The following is a 17,575-nucleotide window of genomic DNA, read 5'->3' on the forward strand; positions in this document are numbered from 1 at the left end:
CGGCTTTGAGATTCGGCCGGCACCTGCCTACGGCCCCGGTGGTGGCGGAACGTCGCCCTCCGGTGGCGGTGCCGGACCGCGCGGAACCACAGTGGGCGGCCCCACCGGAATCGTGATACCCGGCGCAATCTCGATGGTCGGCTGGATGGTCATCATATCTCCGCCGCCAACAGGTGGAGGTCCCGGCGGACCGTCCTGTGACGGTGGGGGCGGCACGTAGGTCGGCACACCCGCGTAACCACCGATCGGCCCCGGCTTGGGGAAGGTCTCCTTGTTGGTGCCGTCCAGCGCACCATCCATGGTCTTCTTCCAGATATCCGAGGGCAGACCGGAACCGTAAATCGGCCCACCCCAACTGTTCCGGATCGCCTTACCCTCGTCGGTACCGACCCACACCGCGGTCGAGAGCGACGGCGTGACGCCGACCATCCAGGCGTCCTTATTGTCCTTGGTGTCGCCCAGCTGTGCAGTACCGGTCTTGGCGGCCGAGTCTCGTCCACCTGCCAATCCATGCCCACGCGAGTAGGCCGCGACCGGCTTCATCGCCGAAATCGCGTTGTTCGCAACATCATCGGAGATGCGCTTCTCGCCCGTGTTGTCGGAGGAGCCGGCGTCGAAAAGCACCTGCCCGTCGGCGTTCACGACCTTCTGGATGAAATGCGGCTTGCGGTATGTGCCCGACGCCGCCAAAGTCGCGTACGCCGAAGCCATATCGAGCACTCTGGTCTGGTACTGGCCCAGCACTACACCGTTGTTGGGCCCTCCGCCCTGACCGTCCTCGGACAAGGTGTGCGACACCCCCGGGAAGTTCTCGGCGATACCGGCGGTGTGCGCGGCGGCGGCCACGTCATCAGGGCCGTTCTTCAGCTTCAGCATGAGCCGGTAGAAGCTGGTGTTGAGCGAGCGCTTGAGCGCCTCGGCCACCGAACACGTTCCGCACGAAGCGTCTTCGCTGTTCTTGATGGTGATGCCCTGATAGGTCAGCTCCGAGCTGTCCAGCTGGTAGCCCAGGCCGATCCCCTGCTGCAATGCGGCAACCAAGGCGAACACCTTAAAAGACGAACCGGTCTGCAGACCCTGCTGCGCATAGTCCAGTCCCTGCGCGTTGGAGCCGCCGTAGTACGCCTTGACCGCGCCCGTGCGCGGATCAACCGACACCACCGCCGTCCGCAAATCGGGGTTCTCCCCCTGCAGGGTGCTGTTGACCGCATTCTCGGCGGCCTGCTGCGCCTTGGTGTCGATGGTGGTGGTGATCTGCAATCCCTCGGTGTTCAGGGTCTGCTCGTCGATATTGAACAGGTCGGTGAGCTCGGCCATCACCTGACGCTTGATGAGGCCGTTGGGGCCCGTCGTCGCGTTCTGTGCCGCGGCCTGCTCGGGCGGAACCGTCGCCGGGTACACCTGCCCGCCGCGATCCTGCGCGGAGAGCGCGCCGATGGTGACCATGCCGTCGAGCACCCAGTTCCAACGGTTCGTCGACTCCGGCAGATCCACCGCGGGATCCAGCCGCGACGGCCGTTGGATCAGCGCGGCCAGTAGCGCACCCTCGGACACCGTGAGCTGCTCGACCGGCTTGTCGAAGTAGGCCTTCGACGCCGCCGAGATGCCGTATGCGCCGCGCCCGAAATAGATGATGTTGAGGTAGGCCTCAAGCACCTGATCCTTGGACCAGGACTGCGACATCTTCGTGGAGATGACGATCTCCTTGGCCTTACGGGTTAGACCCCCAAGACCGGCGCGCTGCGAACCCACCATCGCGTTCTTCACGTACTGCTGGGTGATCGTCGACCCGCCCTGGGTATCGCCGCCGAACATATTGTTCTTGACCGCGCGTAGCAGGCCCGAGAAGGAGAAGCCCGGGTTGCCGTAGAAATCACGGTCCTCAGCGGCCATCACCGCCGCGCGCACATGCTGGGGCACCTGGTCGATCTTGATATCGACCCGGTTTCCCTCCGGCGGAACAACTTTGGCGAGCTCGGTGCTGCCGTCACTCGCCAGGATGGTGGACACCTGGCTGGTGCGGATATCACCCGGCTTTGGGATGTCGACCACCGAATACGCCAGGGCGAACGTCGCGAGCGGGATGATGATCGCCAGGACCACCAGTGCGATCGCAATGCGACGGAAGGTCCTCCAGCCGTTGCTCTTCCGCTTGCGGCGGCGCTGCGGCGGGTGCGACGAACCGCCCGGCCGGCCAGGCGGGCCCAGCGGCGGAGGCGGTGGCTCGTGTCCGAAACCCCCGTCGTGGTCATCGCCGTCACGTTCCAGCGCGGCTCGCGCTGCGGCCACCGCGTCCTCGTCGCGCCGGTACAACGGCAAATCCTCGATGGGATCCAGGATCGACGTCGGGCGATCGTCCATGCCGGGGGTACGCGGAGCCGCACCGGCGGCATCCAACTGCGGTGCATCCGGGCGGCCGCTGGGCGCTACCGGATTTTGCTCCCCAACCACACCGCCGTCACCCGTTTGCCTATTCACTGGCCGTCCGGGCACGAGTTGTTCGCTGACGTGGGGTCCCCTTCGGCGCCGGGAGGGCGCCCATGACATACGACTTCACCAAATGATTCCAACTGCAGGTCCGACATACCTCGACAACGTGCACGGCGAACTCCGAGAACCGAGTGGCGAGCATCACGAGTTCCTCGGCCGAACGGGCCGATCCGGACACCGCGCCCAGGTGCTCACCGAAAACCCACGACACCAGCGTCAGTTGCTCCTTGCGGCAGATCGGGCACACCACAACGCTGGATTTGCCGTGAAACTTAGCCGCCCGGAGCAGGTAAGGGTTCGCGTCGCAGACTTCAGCCACACCGGTACGTCCGGAATAGACCTCTGCCAGCAGGGATCGCCGCTTGAGCGCGTAATCCACCACCTGTCTCTGCAATCGCACGGTAACCAGAGTACGTCCGATTCGGAACTGGCCCTCGCTGCCCGCCCAGTCAGCCTGTCCTTTTTGCAAACCGTGGTGACTCCGCGACGTGCTCGTTACGCTTGGCTGTCCGCCGGCCCCAAAGGACCCCGATGACATACGGCTCCGTGCATCCCTCCGCCCCGCCACCGCAGAACCGTCGACCACTGCTGGTCATCCTCGGTCTTCTTGTCGTCGTCATCCTCATCGGCGCCATGCTTGCGATCACCCAGGGCGGACCAGACGAGACTGCGCCCACTGCCTCATCGACATCGTCGACAACAAAAGCTCGGGCGTCCTCATCGCCCTCCGCCGCAGTCAGTACGTCACCGTCGGCATCGGCCGCGGCGACCGGACCCGGCAAAGTCGTCGGATCGGCGGTCATGGAGGTATCCGGTACCGGCCGAGCCACCATCACCTGGCGGGAGAACGACGGGCCCGAGCATGTCGAACGCGATGTGGTGTTGCCGTGGAACCGGCGGATCCAGGTCATCGAACACGCCGTCTCCGGGGTCAAGGCGCAGGGCGGCGATATGTGCGTCATCAAGGTGACCGCCGGCGGGCTTACCAATGGCATCGGTTCCTTTGACAACAAGGCCAATCCCGTCTGCTCCTTCTCGTATTACGAGTAGAGGTGCTCGCGCCCGCATCCTGACGATCACGACCGCGGATGGGCCGCTCTACGATTCCTCGCATGGCGACCCGAGCCAAGGATTCCGACAGAGACCTCACCTGCAAGGCGCTCGACGACGCCTTCGGCGAGGGCCAAATCTCCACCGACGAACACCGCCAGCGGATCGCCGTTGCCACCCGCGCGCAGACCCTTGGCGAGCTCAACGGTGTGGTCTCCGATCTGCAGTTGGCCAATCGCCCGGCTGAGCTCGCCGCGGTCCCGCCCACGCCGCGGCGCCGGATATGGCCCGCCCTGCTGCTCACCGCAATCGCCGCGGCAGCAATCGGTGCAGGGGCCAATACCTATGTGACACGACCGGTACCTCCCGACCCGGGTGCTGCCGCAGACGGCGTCGCACCGGTGGTGATCGCCCCGACGAAACTGTTCTCCGTCCCGGGCCTGTCCGGCCTGCTGGACCAGATGCACGCGAAGTTCGGCGACACCACCGGTATCGAGCTGACCGTCCGCTCGAACAACGCGTCGTTGGTCCGCATCGAATCCGCGGACCCGAACCTGCCCATCACGTACCCGTACCAGGGCGGGTTCCGCGACGGCGGTGCGATGCCGGGCACCTGGCGGAATGTACGAATCGGAGATCTGGGCCGATTCGATCCGACCAAGATCGTCGGCGTGCTGCGCGGCGCACCCCAGACCCTGAACGTGCCCGCAGCCGGAGAGAGCGGAACCGTCATGGTGATCCGGCCCAGTGACGAGGGCGTCGACATCACCATCACCGTCTCGGAGAGGGACCGCACCGGCCGCATGGTGGTCGCGGGAAACGGTGAACCCAAGGAGGTTGCGCCCGCTCCCTGACCACCAAGATCCCGGCCGCTCTACGATTCCTCGCATGGCGACAGTCATCCGGGCCAAGGACAGCGACCGTAACGACACCTGCAAGCTCCTCGACGACGCGCTGAGCGACGGGCAGTTGTCCATGGAGGAGCACCGGGAGCGCGTCACGTCTGCCACCAACGCCTCCACGCTGGCGCAGCTCAGCTCGCTGGTCTCCGACCTGCAGAACGCCAAAGAGTCCGCGGACATGCGCGTCCTCAAGGGGCCGGAAGGACGGCGATGGCGGCGGTGGTACATCCCCGTAGGGGTGTCTACCGCGCTGGTTCTGGTGGGTGTCCTCGTCGGTTGGGGCGCGTATGGAAACACCAGCTCCCCCTTGGACTTCACCACGGACCCCGGCGCCAAACCGGACGGCGTGGCACCGATTGTGCTGACCCCCCCACGTCAACTGATGTCACTGGGTGGTTTGACCGGATTGCTGGATCAGATGCGCCAAAAGTTCGGTGACACCACGGGATACGAGCTGAACATCTACGGGGACTATGCCCTTCTCACCCGACCGGATCCGCGTGAACCGCGCCGCACGCTCCGGTACCGCTACGCAGGCGGGTGGGACCACCCCGACGAATCCTCTTCCCCCGATCACGACGATCGCGTGGTGGATCTCGGCAAGTTCGACGTCAAGACCATCATCGGAATCCTGCGCGGCGCACCCGAGACCCTTGGCATCAAGGCGACCGAGGTGAAGAACACCTACCTCTTCATCAAGCCCAGCGAGGACAAAACCGCGCCACCGGACACCGTGCAGATCGATATTTCGGTGAGCGGTGAGTTCCAGAACGGATCGATCTACGTCAATCCCGACGGCACACCCATTCGCACCATGTATCCATCCGGGAACTAGATCCTCCCCCGTGTGGCGCCCGCATATATCGCGGCGATACTATTGCTCGATCGGTGCACAGAGATGCTCCGGCGACATATACGTTGGTGGGAGGTGACTTCATGTTGGAACTGGCCATCCTTGGCTTGCTGCTTGAGTCACCCATGCACGGCTACGAGCTGCGCAAGCGCCTGACAGGGTTGCTCGGAGCGTTCCGAGCGTTCTCCTACGGCTCGCTGTATCCGGCGCTGCGCCGCATGCAAGCCGACGGGCTTATCGAGGAGGACTCCGCCCCCGCAGGCACCACGGTGCTGCTTCGCGGCAAGCGGGTCTACCAGATGACAGCCGCCGGCCGTGCCCGGTTCAGCGAGCTGGTGGCGGACACCGGCCCGCAGAACTACACCGACGACGGCTTCGGTGTGCACCTGGCATTCTTCAACCGCACCCCGGCCGAGGCTCGGATGCGGATCCTCGAAGGCCGCCGCCGCCAGGTAGAGGAACGCCGGGAAGGCCTACGCGAGGCCGTCACCCGGGCAAGCAGCTCGTTCGATCGTTACACCAAGCAGCTGCACCAGCTGGGCCTGGAGTCCAGCGAACGAGAAGTGAAGTGGCTCAACGATTTAATCGCGGCCGAGCACACTGCTCAGGCCAGGGGCACGGAGCAGTGACCCAAAGCATGTCCATCGGTAAAGGAGAACCGTCCATGTCCAACAACACATCTGAGGTGCGCGTCGCTATCGTCGGCGTTGGCAACTGCGCATCCTCGCTGGTCCAGGGTGTGCAGTATTACCAGGACGCGGACGAGAACTCCAATGTTCCCGGTCTCATGCACGTCAAGTTCGGTCAGTACCATGTGCGCGACGTAAAATTCGTCGCCGCGTTCGACGTGGACGCCAAGAAGGTCGGCTTCGATCTCTCCGAAGCGATCTCGGCCTCCGAGAACAACACCATCAAGATCGCCGACGTACCGCCGACCAACATCATCGTGCAGCGCGGCCCGACCCTGGACGGCATCGGCAAGTACTACGCCGAGACCATTGAGATCTCCGAAGCTGAGCCCGTCGACGTCGTAAAGACGCTGAAGGACAACAAGGTTGACGTCCTGGTCTCCTACCTTCCGGTGGGCTCGGAAGAAGCCGACAAGTTCTACGCCCAGTGCGCCATCGACGCCAAGGTGGCGTTCGTCAACGCGCTGCCGGTGTTCATCGCCTCCGACCCGGTGTGGGCCAAGAAGTTCGAAGACGCCGGTGTACCCATCGTCGGCGACGACATCAAGAGCCAGGTGGGCGCCACCATCACCCACCGCGTGATGGCCAAGCTGTTCGAAGATCGCGGTGTCACCCTGGACCGCACCTACCAGCTGAACGTCGGCGGCAACATGGACTTCAAGAACATGCTCGAGCGCGAGCGCCTGGAGTCCAAGAAGGTGTCCAAGACACAGGCCGTCACCTCGAACCTCAGCGGCTCGCTGGCCGACAAGGTGTACGACAAGAACGTGCACATCGGCCCGTCCGACTACGTCGCCTGGCTCGATGACCGCAAGTGGGCCTACGTCCGCCTCGAAGGCCGCGCCTTCGGTGACGTGCCACTGAACCTCGAGTACAAGCTCGAGGTATGGGATTCGCCCAACTCGGCGGGCATCATCATCGACGCGGTGCGCGCTGCGAAGATCGCGCTCGATCGCGGCCTGGGCGGCCCGATCCTGCCGGCCTCGGCCTACCTGATGAAGAGCCCGCCCAAGCAGCTGCCCGACGATATCGCGCGTACCCAGCTGGAGCAGTTCATCGAGGGTTAAGTCCCTATGCGCCGAGCGCGTAGTTATGCACAGGTTTTGTGAGAAATCGGTGCCTAACTGCGCGCTCGCGCTGTATTCGCGATCTGGGCCAGCGCATCGAGTGCTGCCATGGATTCCGCTTCACTCAACGGATCCAGGTGGAACAACACGCGATCTGCGCCTGCCTCAAGGTAATTCGCGGCCAGCCTGTCATCGGGCGGCACCTCGGTAACGGTCACTCCCAGGTCGGCGCGGCCCTGTTCGGCGAACCAGCCGCGAATATTCCGGACATCCTCGGGTGTGGTGCCGGGCGCCAGCGGCAGCCAGCCATCGGCCAGGCGCACCGTCCTCGACAGCGCCGCCTTGCTAGCCCCGCCCACGTAAACGGGTACCGGCCTGCTCGGACGGGGCCGCGGCACAATCGGCCCGAAATCGACGTGCTTGCCATGGAATTCAGTCTGGTCTTGGGTCCAGATAGCCCGCAGCGCAGTCAGCTGCTCATCGAGTTTGGCGCCCCGCTTCGTTGGGTCGGCGCCATGGTTACTCAGCTCGCCCAGATTCCACCCAACACCGACGCCGAGCACCAGCCGGTCGTCCGACAGCGTGGCCAGGGTGGCGGTGGCCTTCGCCGTATGCAACACATCGCGCTGCGGCAGCAAGGCGACTCCGGAACCGATGACCAGCCGTCGCGTCGCGGACAGTGCATAGGCCAGCACCACCGGCAGATCTCTGATCAACGGCAATCGGGCACGGAAAGCAGGCGCGATCTCGTCCTGACCCGGCGTATCCACCGGAAAGTAGGAGTGGTCATCGAATAGCAGCCAGTCGAATCCGCGTTCCTCGACAGCACGGGCAAGCACATCCGGGGTCACGTATCCGTCTGCGGATGAGGTGGAGATGCCGAAGCTCGGAATGAGGGTCACGACAAGCAGGAACCGCCATCTCACGCTGCGAATTCCAGGCAACGCACTGCACAATCTGGTTACGGGGTGCATCCTCGAGCTACCCCCGGACCGAAGGAGGCACATCATGGCTGCGGATGAGCCCATCGAGGGTGGCGGCCTGCAGCACTCGTTGCAGAAGCGCCACCTGACGATGATCGCGATCGGCGGCGTGATCGGTGCCGGCCTGTTCGTGGGCTCCGGAGCCATCATTCAATCCGCTGGGCCCGCTGCATTCCTCACCTACGCCATCACGGGCGTCCTCATCGTCATGGTGATGCGGATGCTCGGCGAGATGGCCGTCGCCAACCCATCCACCGGTTCCTTCGCCGACTACAGCCGCCGCGCCCTCGGCGATTGGGCGGGTTTCTCGGTGGGCTGGCTGTACTGGTACTTCTGGGTGATCGTGGTCGGGTTCGAAGCGGTCGCCGGTGGCAAGTTGATCCAGGATTGGCTACCGCGAGCCCCGCTATGGCTGGTGGCACTGCTCCTCATGATGGCGATGACCGCCACCAACCTCTTCTCGGTGCGCTCCTACGGCGAGTTCGAGTACTGGTTCGCCAGCGTGAAAGTCGCTGCGATAGTGGCGTTTCTGATCGCCGGAACGTGCTACGTCCTCGGGTGGTGGCCCAACAAGGAGATGGACTTCTCCAACCTCACCAAGACCGGGTTCATGCCACACGGACCGGGTGCGATCTTCAGCGGCATCGTCATCGTCATCTTCTCGATGGTCGGCGCCGAGATCGCCACCATTGCCGCGGCCGAATCCAAGGATCCCGCCAAAGCCATTAGCCGCGCGACGAATTCGGTCATCTATCGCGTCGCAATCTTCTTCGTCGGCTCGATCTTCCTGATCGCGGTGATCGTGCCGTGGGACAGCCCGGAGCTGGGGACCTCGCCGTACGTGACCGCTTTCGACGCCATGGGAATCCCGGCGGCCGATCACGTCATGCGGTTTGTCGTGCTCACTGCCGTGCTGTCGTGTCTGAACTCGGCGATGTACACCGCATCCCGGATGCTCTTTGTGCTGGCCGGCCGTCGAGAAGCGCCTCGTAGCTGGCTCACGGTGAACTCTCGCGGCGTCCCGGTGCACGCGATTCTCGCGTCCTCGTTGGTCGGCTTCGTCTGCGTTATCCTGGCGTACTTCTTCGAGAAGACAGTCTTCTTGTTCCTGCTCAACTCATCGGGTGCGGTAATCCTGTTCGTGTACTTGATGATTGCCATCTCGCAGCTCGTGCTGCGCAGGCGGACGCCGCCCGAGAAGTTGATCGTCAAGATGTGGGGCTACCCCTGGCTCACCATTCTCACCGCCATCGCCATCGCCGCGATCCTGGTGGAGATGGGCTTTCAGGACGAGACCCGCCCCCAACTATGGGCCAGCCTGCTGTCCTGGGCGGTGATCCTGTGCCTCTTCGGCGCGCTCCGACTGACTCAGCGGCGCGCGCCGGCACCCGAGGAGCCGGTTACCCGGTGATCGACACCGCCCTCGCGAACAGCTGCAGCGTCAGGCCATGGAGGTAATCCCCCACCGCCACAGGCGCTTTCCCGGCAAATGCGCGGGCATGCGTGCCCTCCAGGATGATGCCCAGCTTGAAGCAGGCCAGCACCGTGTACCAGTCCATGGCACTCAGATCCCGGTCCGTGCGTTCCGCATAATGCGCGACCAGTTCCTCCGGGGTGGGTAGGTTCCCGGCCTGGACCAGCGCTCCACCCAGTGACGCATCGTCGGCCTCCGACGGCCAGGTCGCCAGCAGCCAACCCAAATCCAGCAGCGGGTCACCGATCGTCGACATCTCCCAGTCCACGATCGCGGCAAGCTGGGGTCCGTCGTTCCGGAACATCATGTTGGCCAGGTGAAAGTCGCCGTGCATGATTCCCGGTTTCCACTGCGAGGGTCGATGTAGCTCAAGCCAATCCGCGACCGATTGCAGGCCCGGGATATCGGCCCCCGGATACCCCTCGTGCTTGGCATAGGAATCCAGCTCCTTGAGCCAACGGGGCACCTGGCGTTCCAGGAAGCCGTCGGGGTTGCCGTAGCCGTCAAGTCCCAGCGCCTGATAGTCGAGTGCACCCAGCGCGGCGATACCACTGACGGCTTCCAACCCCATCTGATGTCGGACATCCGCACTGCCGGCATGCAACTCCGGCAAGATGACCGAGGCATTGAAGCCGTCCACCGGTTCCATCAGGTAGAAGACCGCACCTCCCAGCACCGACTCATCGGTGCACGCCGCAATGAGCTCCGGTGCGGGAACCCCCTGCCCGCGTAGCGCTCCCAGCAATCGCGCCTCCCGACGGATCACATTGTTACTGGCCTCGCGCAGATGCTTTGGCGGCCGCCTCAACACGTATTCGCGCCCACCACGGGTAAAACGCACCATGATGTTCTGGGTGCCACCCGAAATCGGGGCGACATCGACGACCTCTCCCCCCGGCAGGCCCTGCTCATCCATCCAGCGCGAAACAACATCGAAATCAACGCTTTTTGGATCCACATGCTGCGGTGCGGCCATTACAGATTGCCCACCCGGTGCTCGAGCCGAGCCGCGACATGCGCCCGGGCCTTCTCGGTGAGCGCCGGGATGTGGCTCGGCGGGAACAGCCCCTCGTACGGGGCGTACTCCTTGAGCACCTCCTTGGCGATGGTGACCTTGTGTACCTCGGTCGGGCCGTCGACGAGGCCCATCACCTCCGAGTAGAGGAACATCTTGGCCAGCGGCAGTTCCTCGGACACCCCGAGGGAGCCGTGCAGGTGCAGCGCGCGCTGGGCGACATCGTGCATGACCTTGGGCATAGCGGCCTTGATGGCCGAGATGTCCTTGCGCACCTTGAGGTAATCCTGGTGCTTATCGATCAGCCAGGCGGTACGCAGCACCAGCAGGCGGAACGACTCCATCTCGATCCAGCTGTCGGCAATGCGCTCCTGTGTCATCTGCAATTTCGCGATGGTGCCGCCGCGGGCCTCTCGGCTGATGACTCGCTCGCACATCATGTCGAATGCCTTGCGAACCTGGGCCACCGTCCGCATGGCGTGATGCACGCGACCGCCGCCGAGGCGAGTCTGCGCGATCACGAACGCCGCACCCTCGGCACCCAGCATGTTCTCGGCAGGGACCCGAGCATTGGTGAAGCGGGTATACGCCTCGTCCTCGCTGAACCCGTGCACGGTGATGTTTCTGACGATCTCGACCCCGGGGGCATTCGGGTCGACGATGAACATCGACATTCCCTGATACGCACTGACGTCGGGGTTGGTCACAGCCATGACGATCCAGAAGGCCGCGTGCCGCGCCTCGGAGTTGAACCACTTCTCCCCGTTGAGAATCCACTCGTCGCCGTCGCGCACCGCAGTGGTCTTGAAAAGCGTCGGGTCGGACCCGCCCTGCGGCTCGGTCATGACGTAACAGGAGCCGATATCACCGTCCATCAGCGGCTGCAGGTATTTGGCCTTCTGCGCCTCGGTGCCATAATGTGCGAGGATCTCGGCATTACCGGTATCGGGCGCCTGACATCCGAATATCGAAGGGGCCCATACTGATCGGCCCAGAATCTCATTGAGGAGACCCAGCTTCAGCTGGCCGAATCCGGGGCCGCCCAGCTCGGGCCCTAAGTGGCAGGCCCACAGCCCGCGGCGCTTGACCTCCTCCTTGAGGGGACGCACGTAGTCCATCGCTTCGGTGTCGGACTTGTCGTACGGGTTGGCGAACACATAGTCGAGCGGTTCGACCTCGGTGCGGACGAACTCGTCGGCCCAGTCCAACAACTCCTGGTACTCCGGGTCGGTTTCGAAATCCCATGCCATGTCAGTCACTTCCTGTCGGTTCGGGGTTCATCTAGAAAGTCAATTTGGACAGTTCATTTGGACACCGTCCAAAATCATGTCTGCGATACGTTTGGCGATCTGCGCCGGGCTCTTGCCGTCCGTGCGGTACCACACCGAGACCATGTTGAGCATGCCGAGGATGGCATTGGTGACCACGTGGTCGGCCGTACGAAACACCCCCGCCTGGTGTCCCTCATCGAGGACCCGCTGCCAGCAGCGCTGCAATTCGTCGCGCAATTCCTGCAGTTCCGCCGCGCGCTCACCGGTCAGCGCGGAACCGTCGCGGACCTGGATGGCGACCTGCTTGCGATACTTGACAATGAGGATGACGTAGGAGCCGATGAGTGTGCGCAGGCGCTTAGCCGGATGGGTGTTCATGCCAGCGATATGGGCTGCCTCGGTAAGCATTTCATCGATGTAGCTGCGCAGGATCTCCCACAGGAGTTCCTCTTTGGACCCGATGTGGTAGTACAGCGCGCCGCCGCGCACACCGGCCGCCGAGCCTATTTCCGCGACGCCCGTGCCGTGAAACCCCTTTTCTGCGAAGAGCTCCGTAGCCACGTCCATGATCCGCCGACGAGTCGCCGCGGCATCACCGTCGGAGGCGGGCGGACGGCCCCGGCGCGGTTTTGCGCCGGTTTCCGTCACAGGATGCCGCCGTCCAATCGGATCGTGCTCCCCGTGCAGTAGGCCGACGCCTCACTCGCGAGATACAGTGCGGCGCCGACGATATCCTCCGGTTCGCCGACTCGTCGCAGTGGGATGCTGGGAATCAGCGCCTCGGCGAATCCCTCTGGCCAGGCCGCCGCGATATCGGTGTTGAACAGCCCGCACTGAATCGTGTTGGCGCGCACGGTCGGCCCGAAGCTATGCGACAACCCGAGAGTCAGGGCGTTCAATCCGGCCTTGGCCGCCGCGTACGGCAACGCCGTCGCATCGGGTCGCACCGCCTCAATCGAGCTGATATTGATGATCGAACCGCCGGCCCCCGCTGCCATCTTGGTGGCGATCGATGCCGACAACCGGAACGGGCCCTTCAGGTTGACCCCGATGACCTTGTCGAACAGCGCCTCCGATACCTGGTCCAGGCTGGCGTACAGCGGAGACAGTCCCGCGTTGTTCACCAGCACGTCCACCCGCCCGAACTCGCGGTACACGGTGTCGACCAGCCCATCGCACTGTTCCCAGGAGCTGACATTGCAGGCGACGGGGAGCGCGCGGCGGCCGTGCTCGGCTTCCACCTTGGCGGCCAACTCATTGCAGGAGTCGATCTTGCGGCTGGCAATCACCACATCGGCGCCGTGCGCCGCGAATGCCTGTACCATCGCCCGCCCCAATCCGCGGCTTCCGCCGGTGACGACGACGACCTTGTCCTGCAGCATCCGGTGCTCCCTCATTTAATGTGGCGATCGATACATTAAATGAGGGAGCACTGGGACCGCAAGGGGCCACCGCCCCGATTCAGCCAGCGAGCTTGTCCAGGAGCCGACTGATGACCTGTTCGGCTTTGTCGTCGGCGTCAACCAATCGGCAGTACATAACCGAGGCGATGTAGTTGGCGCGCGGCCGCGCAATCAGCCGACACGACCACTTTCCGGAATCGTTCTTCCGTGTCCAATTCACCTCATCGTCACCGGCGTGGATCACCTGAATGTGCCAGCTTTCGGAGCCGGTCGCGGTGTTGAGATCGCCGCGCACCCCGTCACACCGCTGCATCCGAGAGGAGAACTGCTCGAACTGCTGCTGCGCATTCGCCACGCTCTCGAACACCACCAGTGCATTACTGATCGTGTACTCCCGGACGCCGTCGGCGACCTTGGTCGCGGTCTGCACGCGAGCGGCGGTGAAGCTCAGGTACTGCTGACGGGTGGCCAGGGTGGCACCGAATGCACAGTCCGACACTATGTTCCCGTTGGCTAGCACCGTCTCGATCGGCACCACCTGCTCCAACCGAGGTATCCCCGTCACCTCGCCGATCTCCTCGGCGGTAAGCAACTTTTTCGCCATGATCCGCTGCTCGGGCTGCACCTTCGAGTAGAACGGCTTGGTGCCCTGGGGAGCCGCCGCAGTACCACCGACCGGGTGGGTACACCCGGACGCGAGAACGGCAATGCTGAGAAAAACGCCTGGTGCCCAGCGCATTACCGACACTCCGACAGCTTCTTCGTCAACCGGTCCAACACGTCACCCACCTTGTTGTCGGAACCATAGGTATCCCCGCACCCTCGAACCGGGTTTGCTAGAAGTGTAGCTACACCACCAGGGCCAGGCGCGGATCAGTGAGCATCGCGCCCAGATCCGCGAGGAATCTCGATCCCTGCTCACCGTCGACCAGCCGGTGGTCGAAGGACAGCGCCAGCGTGGTGACGTCGCGGACCGCGAGTTCTCCCTTCACCACCCAGGGGCGTTTGGCGACAGATCCCAGGGCCAGGATGGCGGCCTCGCCCGGATTGATGATCGGAGTGCCCGCGTCGACGCCAAACACCCCGATGTTGGTGAGCGTGAACGTTCCTGCCGTCATATCGGCGGGAGCGGTCTTGCCCTCGCGTGCGGTGATCACCAACTGTGCGATGGCGGCGGCCAGTTCATGCAGTGACATCGCGTTAGCGCTCTTGATGTTCGGCACCACCAGGCCGCGTGCGGTGGCGGCCGCCAGTCCGAGGTTCACATAGTGCTTGACGACGATCTCACCGGCCTGCTCATCCCAGCTGGAGTTGAGCGAGGGATGCGATCGCAGAGTCAGCAGCACCATCCGCGCCACCAGGGTCGTCGGCGTGAGTTTGAGGTTCGGGTACTTGACCTTCAGTTCTGCGAGCAGCTCCATCGTCGCGGTCATGTCGACCGTGAGGAATTCGGTGACATGCGGCGCGGTGAAGGCGCTACGAACCATCGCGGCGGCGGTGTGCTTCCGGATGCCCGCGATGGTTATCCGCGTCTCCCCTCCCACCGGAGCCGCAAGGCCGGCCACCTCCGGTGCCGACACCCGGATCACAGGCTCCGGCACGGCCTGCGCCGTGAGGCTCCGAGTGTGGGCCTCCACATCCTGTCGGGTGATGCTGCCCCCGATACCCGTCCCGCTGATGTGTTCGAGAGCCACACCCAGTTCGGCGGCGAGCTTGCGGACCGACGGCTTGGCAGCCGGTAGAACAGTCTCCGGCGCGGGCGCCTCGGCAGGTTCCACGAGGGCGAGAGCGGCCGACCCCACTCCTGTCACGCGACGACGCCGCCGCGTCTGGCCACTCGATTCCGACGGACCGTAGCCGACAAGGTTGGCGGGCTGGTCGGGTTCCGCGCCGGCCACCTCGATCGAGATCAATGGCGAACCCACCGCAATAGTGGAGCTCTCGGTCGCCTCCAGGGCCACTACCGTCCCCTCGTACGGGGACGGTAGCTCGACCATCGCTTTGGCAGTCTCCACATCGGCGAGCACCTGGTTCAGCTTCACCTCGTCGCCGACCTTCACCTTCCAGGTGATCAGATCGGCTTCGGTGAGCCCCTCGCCGAGATCCGGGAGTAGAAACTGTTTGACTGCCATGGATTTCGTCCCCTCCCTACGCTGCCATGGCCCGGTCGACGGCGTCCATCACTCGTTCGGCGTCGGGCAGATAGTGGTGCTCCACCTTGTTGGCAGGGTACGGAAGGGCGAAGCCGCCAACCCGCAGAACCGGCGCCTCAAGATGGTAGAAGCACCTTTCGGTGATGCGCGCCGCGATCTCTGCGCCCAATCCCATGAACACCGACGCCTCGTGAACCACCACCAACCGTCCGGTCTTGCGTACCGAAGCTTCCAGGGTGTCGAAGTCAACGGGTGAGAGAGAACGTAGATCCACGACCTCGATCGATATTCCCTCCTCGGCCGCCATTTCCGCGGCGGCGGAGGCAACGGCGACCATCGGCCCGTACGCGGCAATAGTGGCCCCAGTACCGGGCCGGACGATGCGCGCGGAGGAGAGAGGCAGCGGTTCGGCCCCTCCCGCGCTATCCAGGATCACCTCACCCTTCTCCCAGTAGCGGCGCTTGGGTTCGAAGAAGATCACCGGGTCGTCACACGCGACGGACTGGCGGATCATGTCGTACGCGTCCTGCGGCGAGCTGCAGGACACCACCCGCAAGCCGGCGGTGTGCGCGAAGTAGGCCTCCGGAGACTCCGAATGGTGTTCCACCGCACCGATACCGCCGCCGAACGGGATGCGGATGGTCAGTGGCATGCCCACTGCACCCTTGGTGCGGTAGTGCAGCTTCGCAACCTGACTGACGATCTGGTCGAAGGCGGGGTACACGAAGCCGTCGAACTGGATCTCGCACACCGGGCGGTATCCACGCATCGCCAAACCAACTGCAGTACCGATGATTCCAGACTCCGCGAGCGGTGTATCAATGACACGGTGGTCGCCGAAGTCCTTCTGCAGCCCGTCGGTGACCCGGAAGACGCCGCCGAGCTTGCCGACGTCCTCGCCCATGACGATCACCTTGTCGTCGTCCTCCAGGGCCGCCCGCAGGCCCGCATTCAGGGCGCCGGACATGGTCATTCTGGTCATGATGCTGCCTCCTCGAATCCGGCCAGGTACTCCAGGTAGTCGCGCCGTTCCGCGGCGACAAGCGAATGTGGTTCTGCGTACACGTGGTTGAACATGTCGGCGGCAGTCGGCTCGACCGTGCCGAGACAACCGGCACGCATGTCCGCGGCCACCGTGTCGGCCTTGGCCGCAATGCGCTGTTTCTCCGACTCACTCAGCGCCCCATGGCTCTCCAGGTACTTCTGCACCCGCGACAGCGGATCCTTGGCGCGCCATTCGTCGAGCTCCGCGGCGTTGCGGTACTTAGTCGGATCGTCGGAAGTGGTGTGCGGCCCCATACGGTAGGTGACGGCTTCGATAAGGGTGGGTCCGCTGCCCTCTCGGGCGCGCCGTAACGCCGACCGTGTTGCGGCCATCACGGCAAGCACATCGTTCCCGTCGACCTGGATTCCCGGGATGCCGAATCCTATGCCGCGGGCCGCCAGCGGCAGCTGGCTCTGCACTCGGACGGGCTCACTGATGGCCCACTGGTTGTTCTGACAGAAGAAGACAACGGGGGCACCGAAGCTCGACGCGAAGGCGAAAGCCTCCGAGACATCCCCCTGGCTGGTGGCGCCATCGCCGAAGTACGCAATGACTGCGGTGTCCGAGCCGTCGAATTTGGCCCCCATCGCGTATCCGGTGGCGTGCAGGGATTGTGCCCCGACGATGATCGCCGGTGCAGTGATGTTGTGGTCGCGGGGATTCCAGCCCGATTGTGTGGAACCGCGCCAGAACTGCAGCATGGCGGTGGGTTCGACACCACGGCAGTAGGCGACGCCGTGCTCACGGAAACTGGTGAAGGCGAAGTCGTCGTGCTCCAGTGCGCGCGCGGAGCCAACCTGTGCGGCCTCCTGGCCCAGCAGCGGCGCCCACAGCGCTAGCTCGCCCTGCCGCTGCAGTGCCGTGGCCTCGGTGTCGATGCGCCGCACCACGACCATGTCCTCGTACAGCGCCCTCAGCTGGGCCAGACCTTCCTCGTCCAGGACATCGCTGATCAGCGGCGTGTACGCCGGATTCTCGACCCGGTTGCCGTCCGGATCCAGAAGCTGGATGGTCTCCATAACCGCCTCGCCTCGCTAACGATGTGGTGCACCGCCGATGGATGACTGCCACCTTGTGGGTGTGCCATGCCTCACAGTGCATCAGATAGTCATACTGCGCAACCGACGCGTGTCACATTGAGCATTCTGCGCATATTTGTTGGGCCATTCTGTGCGATACT

At 64.2% G+C, this 17,575-nt stretch carries 17 protein-coding genes; 6 read left to right on the plus strand and 11 right to left on the minus strand.

The features are described from left to right. Positions 1-27: 27 nt before the first annotated feature. Positions 28-2,451 (minus strand): transglycosylase domain-containing protein, encoded by a 2,424-nt coding sequence (locus AB0H22_RS21850; RefSeq protein ID WP_358149042.1) that lies wholly within the window; start codon positions 2,449-2,451, stop codon positions 28-30. A 19-nt stretch (positions 2,452-2,470) separates the two neighbouring features. Next, positions 2,471-2,890 carry a DUF5318 family protein gene (locus AB0H22_RS21855; protein WP_180749535.1) on the minus strand — a complete coding sequence of 140 codons (420 nt, stop codon included), beginning with the start codon at positions 2,888-2,890 and terminating at the stop codon, positions 2,471-2,473. A gap of 131 nt (positions 2,891-3,021) precedes the next feature. On the opposite strand from AB0H22_RS21855, the gene AB0H22_RS21860 reads away from it, so the two are divergent. From AB0H22_RS21860 to AB0H22_RS21880, 5 genes are all read left to right on the plus strand, one after another. After that, on the plus strand, positions 3,022-3,540 hold the full coding sequence (locus tag AB0H22_RS21860; RefSeq protein WP_180749536.1) for a hypothetical protein: 519 nt from the start codon (positions 3,022-3,024) through the stop codon (positions 3,538-3,540). Between the two features lie 62 nt (positions 3,541-3,602). After that, positions 3,603-4,394 (plus strand): DUF1707 domain-containing protein, encoded by a 792-nt coding sequence (locus AB0H22_RS21865; protein ID WP_180749537.1) that lies wholly within the window; start codon positions 3,603-3,605, stop codon positions 4,392-4,394. Positions 4,395-4,428: 34 nt separating this feature from the next. Then, positions 4,429-5,277 (plus strand): DUF1707 domain-containing protein, encoded by an 849-nt coding sequence (locus tag AB0H22_RS21870; protein WP_180749538.1) that lies wholly within the window; start codon positions 4,429-4,431, stop codon positions 5,275-5,277. Between the two features lie 101 nt (positions 5,278-5,378). Continuing rightward, on the plus strand, positions 5,379-5,924 hold the full coding sequence (locus AB0H22_RS21875) for a PadR family transcriptional regulator (protein WP_180749539.1): 546 nt from the start codon (positions 5,379-5,381) through the stop codon (positions 5,922-5,924). A gap of 35 nt (positions 5,925-5,959) precedes the next feature. Continuing rightward, on the plus strand, positions 5,960-7,051 hold the full coding sequence (locus tag AB0H22_RS21880) for an inositol-3-phosphate synthase (protein ID WP_180749540.1): 1,092 nt from the start codon (positions 5,960-5,962) through the stop codon (positions 7,049-7,051). Between the two features lie 53 nt (positions 7,052-7,104). Here the strand turns inward: AB0H22_RS21880 and AB0H22_RS21885 are convergent, their stop codons facing one another. After that, on the minus strand, positions 7,105-7,944 hold the full coding sequence (locus tag AB0H22_RS21885; protein ID WP_358149044.1) for a TIGR03619 family F420-dependent LLM class oxidoreductase: 840 nt from the start codon (positions 7,942-7,944) through the stop codon (positions 7,105-7,107). A 115-nt stretch (positions 7,945-8,059) separates the two neighbouring features. On the opposite strand from AB0H22_RS21885, the gene AB0H22_RS21890 reads away from it, so the two are divergent. Then, positions 8,060-9,445 (plus strand): amino acid permease, encoded by a 1,386-nt coding sequence (locus tag AB0H22_RS21890; RefSeq protein WP_358148930.1) that lies wholly within the window; start codon positions 8,060-8,062, stop codon positions 9,443-9,445. Here the strand turns inward: AB0H22_RS21890 and AB0H22_RS21895 are convergent. The 8 genes from AB0H22_RS21895 to pdhA form a co-directional block, all read right to left on the minus strand. After that, positions 9,435-10,484: a phosphotransferase family protein gene (locus AB0H22_RS21895; RefSeq protein WP_180749542.1), complete on the minus strand. Its 1,050-nt coding sequence runs from the start codon at positions 10,482-10,484 to the stop codon at positions 9,435-9,437. The genes AB0H22_RS21890 and AB0H22_RS21895 overlap by 11 nt on opposite strands. After that, a complete protein-coding gene (locus AB0H22_RS21900) occupies positions 10,484-11,773 on the minus strand; it encodes an acyl-CoA dehydrogenase family protein (RefSeq protein WP_180749543.1) in 1,290 nt (429 codons plus the stop codon). Before AB0H22_RS21900 ends, AB0H22_RS21895 begins: the two co-directional genes overlap by 1 nt. 39 nt (positions 11,774-11,812) lie before the next feature. Next, a complete protein-coding gene (locus AB0H22_RS21905) occupies positions 11,813-12,442 on the minus strand; it encodes a TetR family transcriptional regulator (protein WP_180749544.1) in 630 nt (209 codons plus the stop codon). Then, positions 12,439-13,176, minus strand: a complete 738-nt coding sequence (locus AB0H22_RS21910) for a glucose 1-dehydrogenase (protein ID WP_180749545.1) — start codon at positions 13,174-13,176, stop codon at positions 12,439-12,441. Before AB0H22_RS21910 ends, AB0H22_RS21905 begins: the two co-directional genes overlap by 4 nt. Positions 13,177-13,255: 79 nt before the next feature. Further along, positions 13,256-13,936 carry a sensor domain-containing protein gene (locus AB0H22_RS21915; protein ID WP_180749546.1) on the minus strand — a complete coding sequence of 227 codons (681 nt, stop codon included), beginning with the start codon at positions 13,934-13,936 and terminating at the stop codon, positions 13,256-13,258. 109 nt (positions 13,937-14,045) lie between these two features. Next, positions 14,046-15,329: a dihydrolipoamide acetyltransferase family protein gene (locus AB0H22_RS21920; protein WP_358148933.1), complete on the minus strand. Its 1,284-nt coding sequence runs from the start codon at positions 15,327-15,329 to the stop codon at positions 14,046-14,048. Between the two features lie 16 nt (positions 15,330-15,345). Next, positions 15,346-16,317, minus strand: a complete 972-nt coding sequence (locus AB0H22_RS21925) for an alpha-ketoacid dehydrogenase subunit beta (protein ID WP_180749823.1) — start codon at positions 16,315-16,317, stop codon at positions 15,346-15,348. Between the two features lie 11 nt (positions 16,318-16,328). Then, positions 16,329-17,414 (minus strand): pyruvate dehydrogenase (acetyl-transferring) E1 component subunit alpha, encoded by a 1,086-nt coding sequence (gene pdhA / locus AB0H22_RS21930; RefSeq protein WP_180749548.1) that lies wholly within the window; start codon positions 17,412-17,414, stop codon positions 16,329-16,331. Positions 17,415-17,575: the final 161 nt, after the last annotated feature.

Origin of the sequence: Mycobacterium sp. NPDC050853, assembly GCF_040653875.1 — a bacterium.
Classification (GTDB): Bacteria; Actinomycetota; Actinomycetes; order Mycobacteriales; family Mycobacteriaceae; genus Mycobacterium.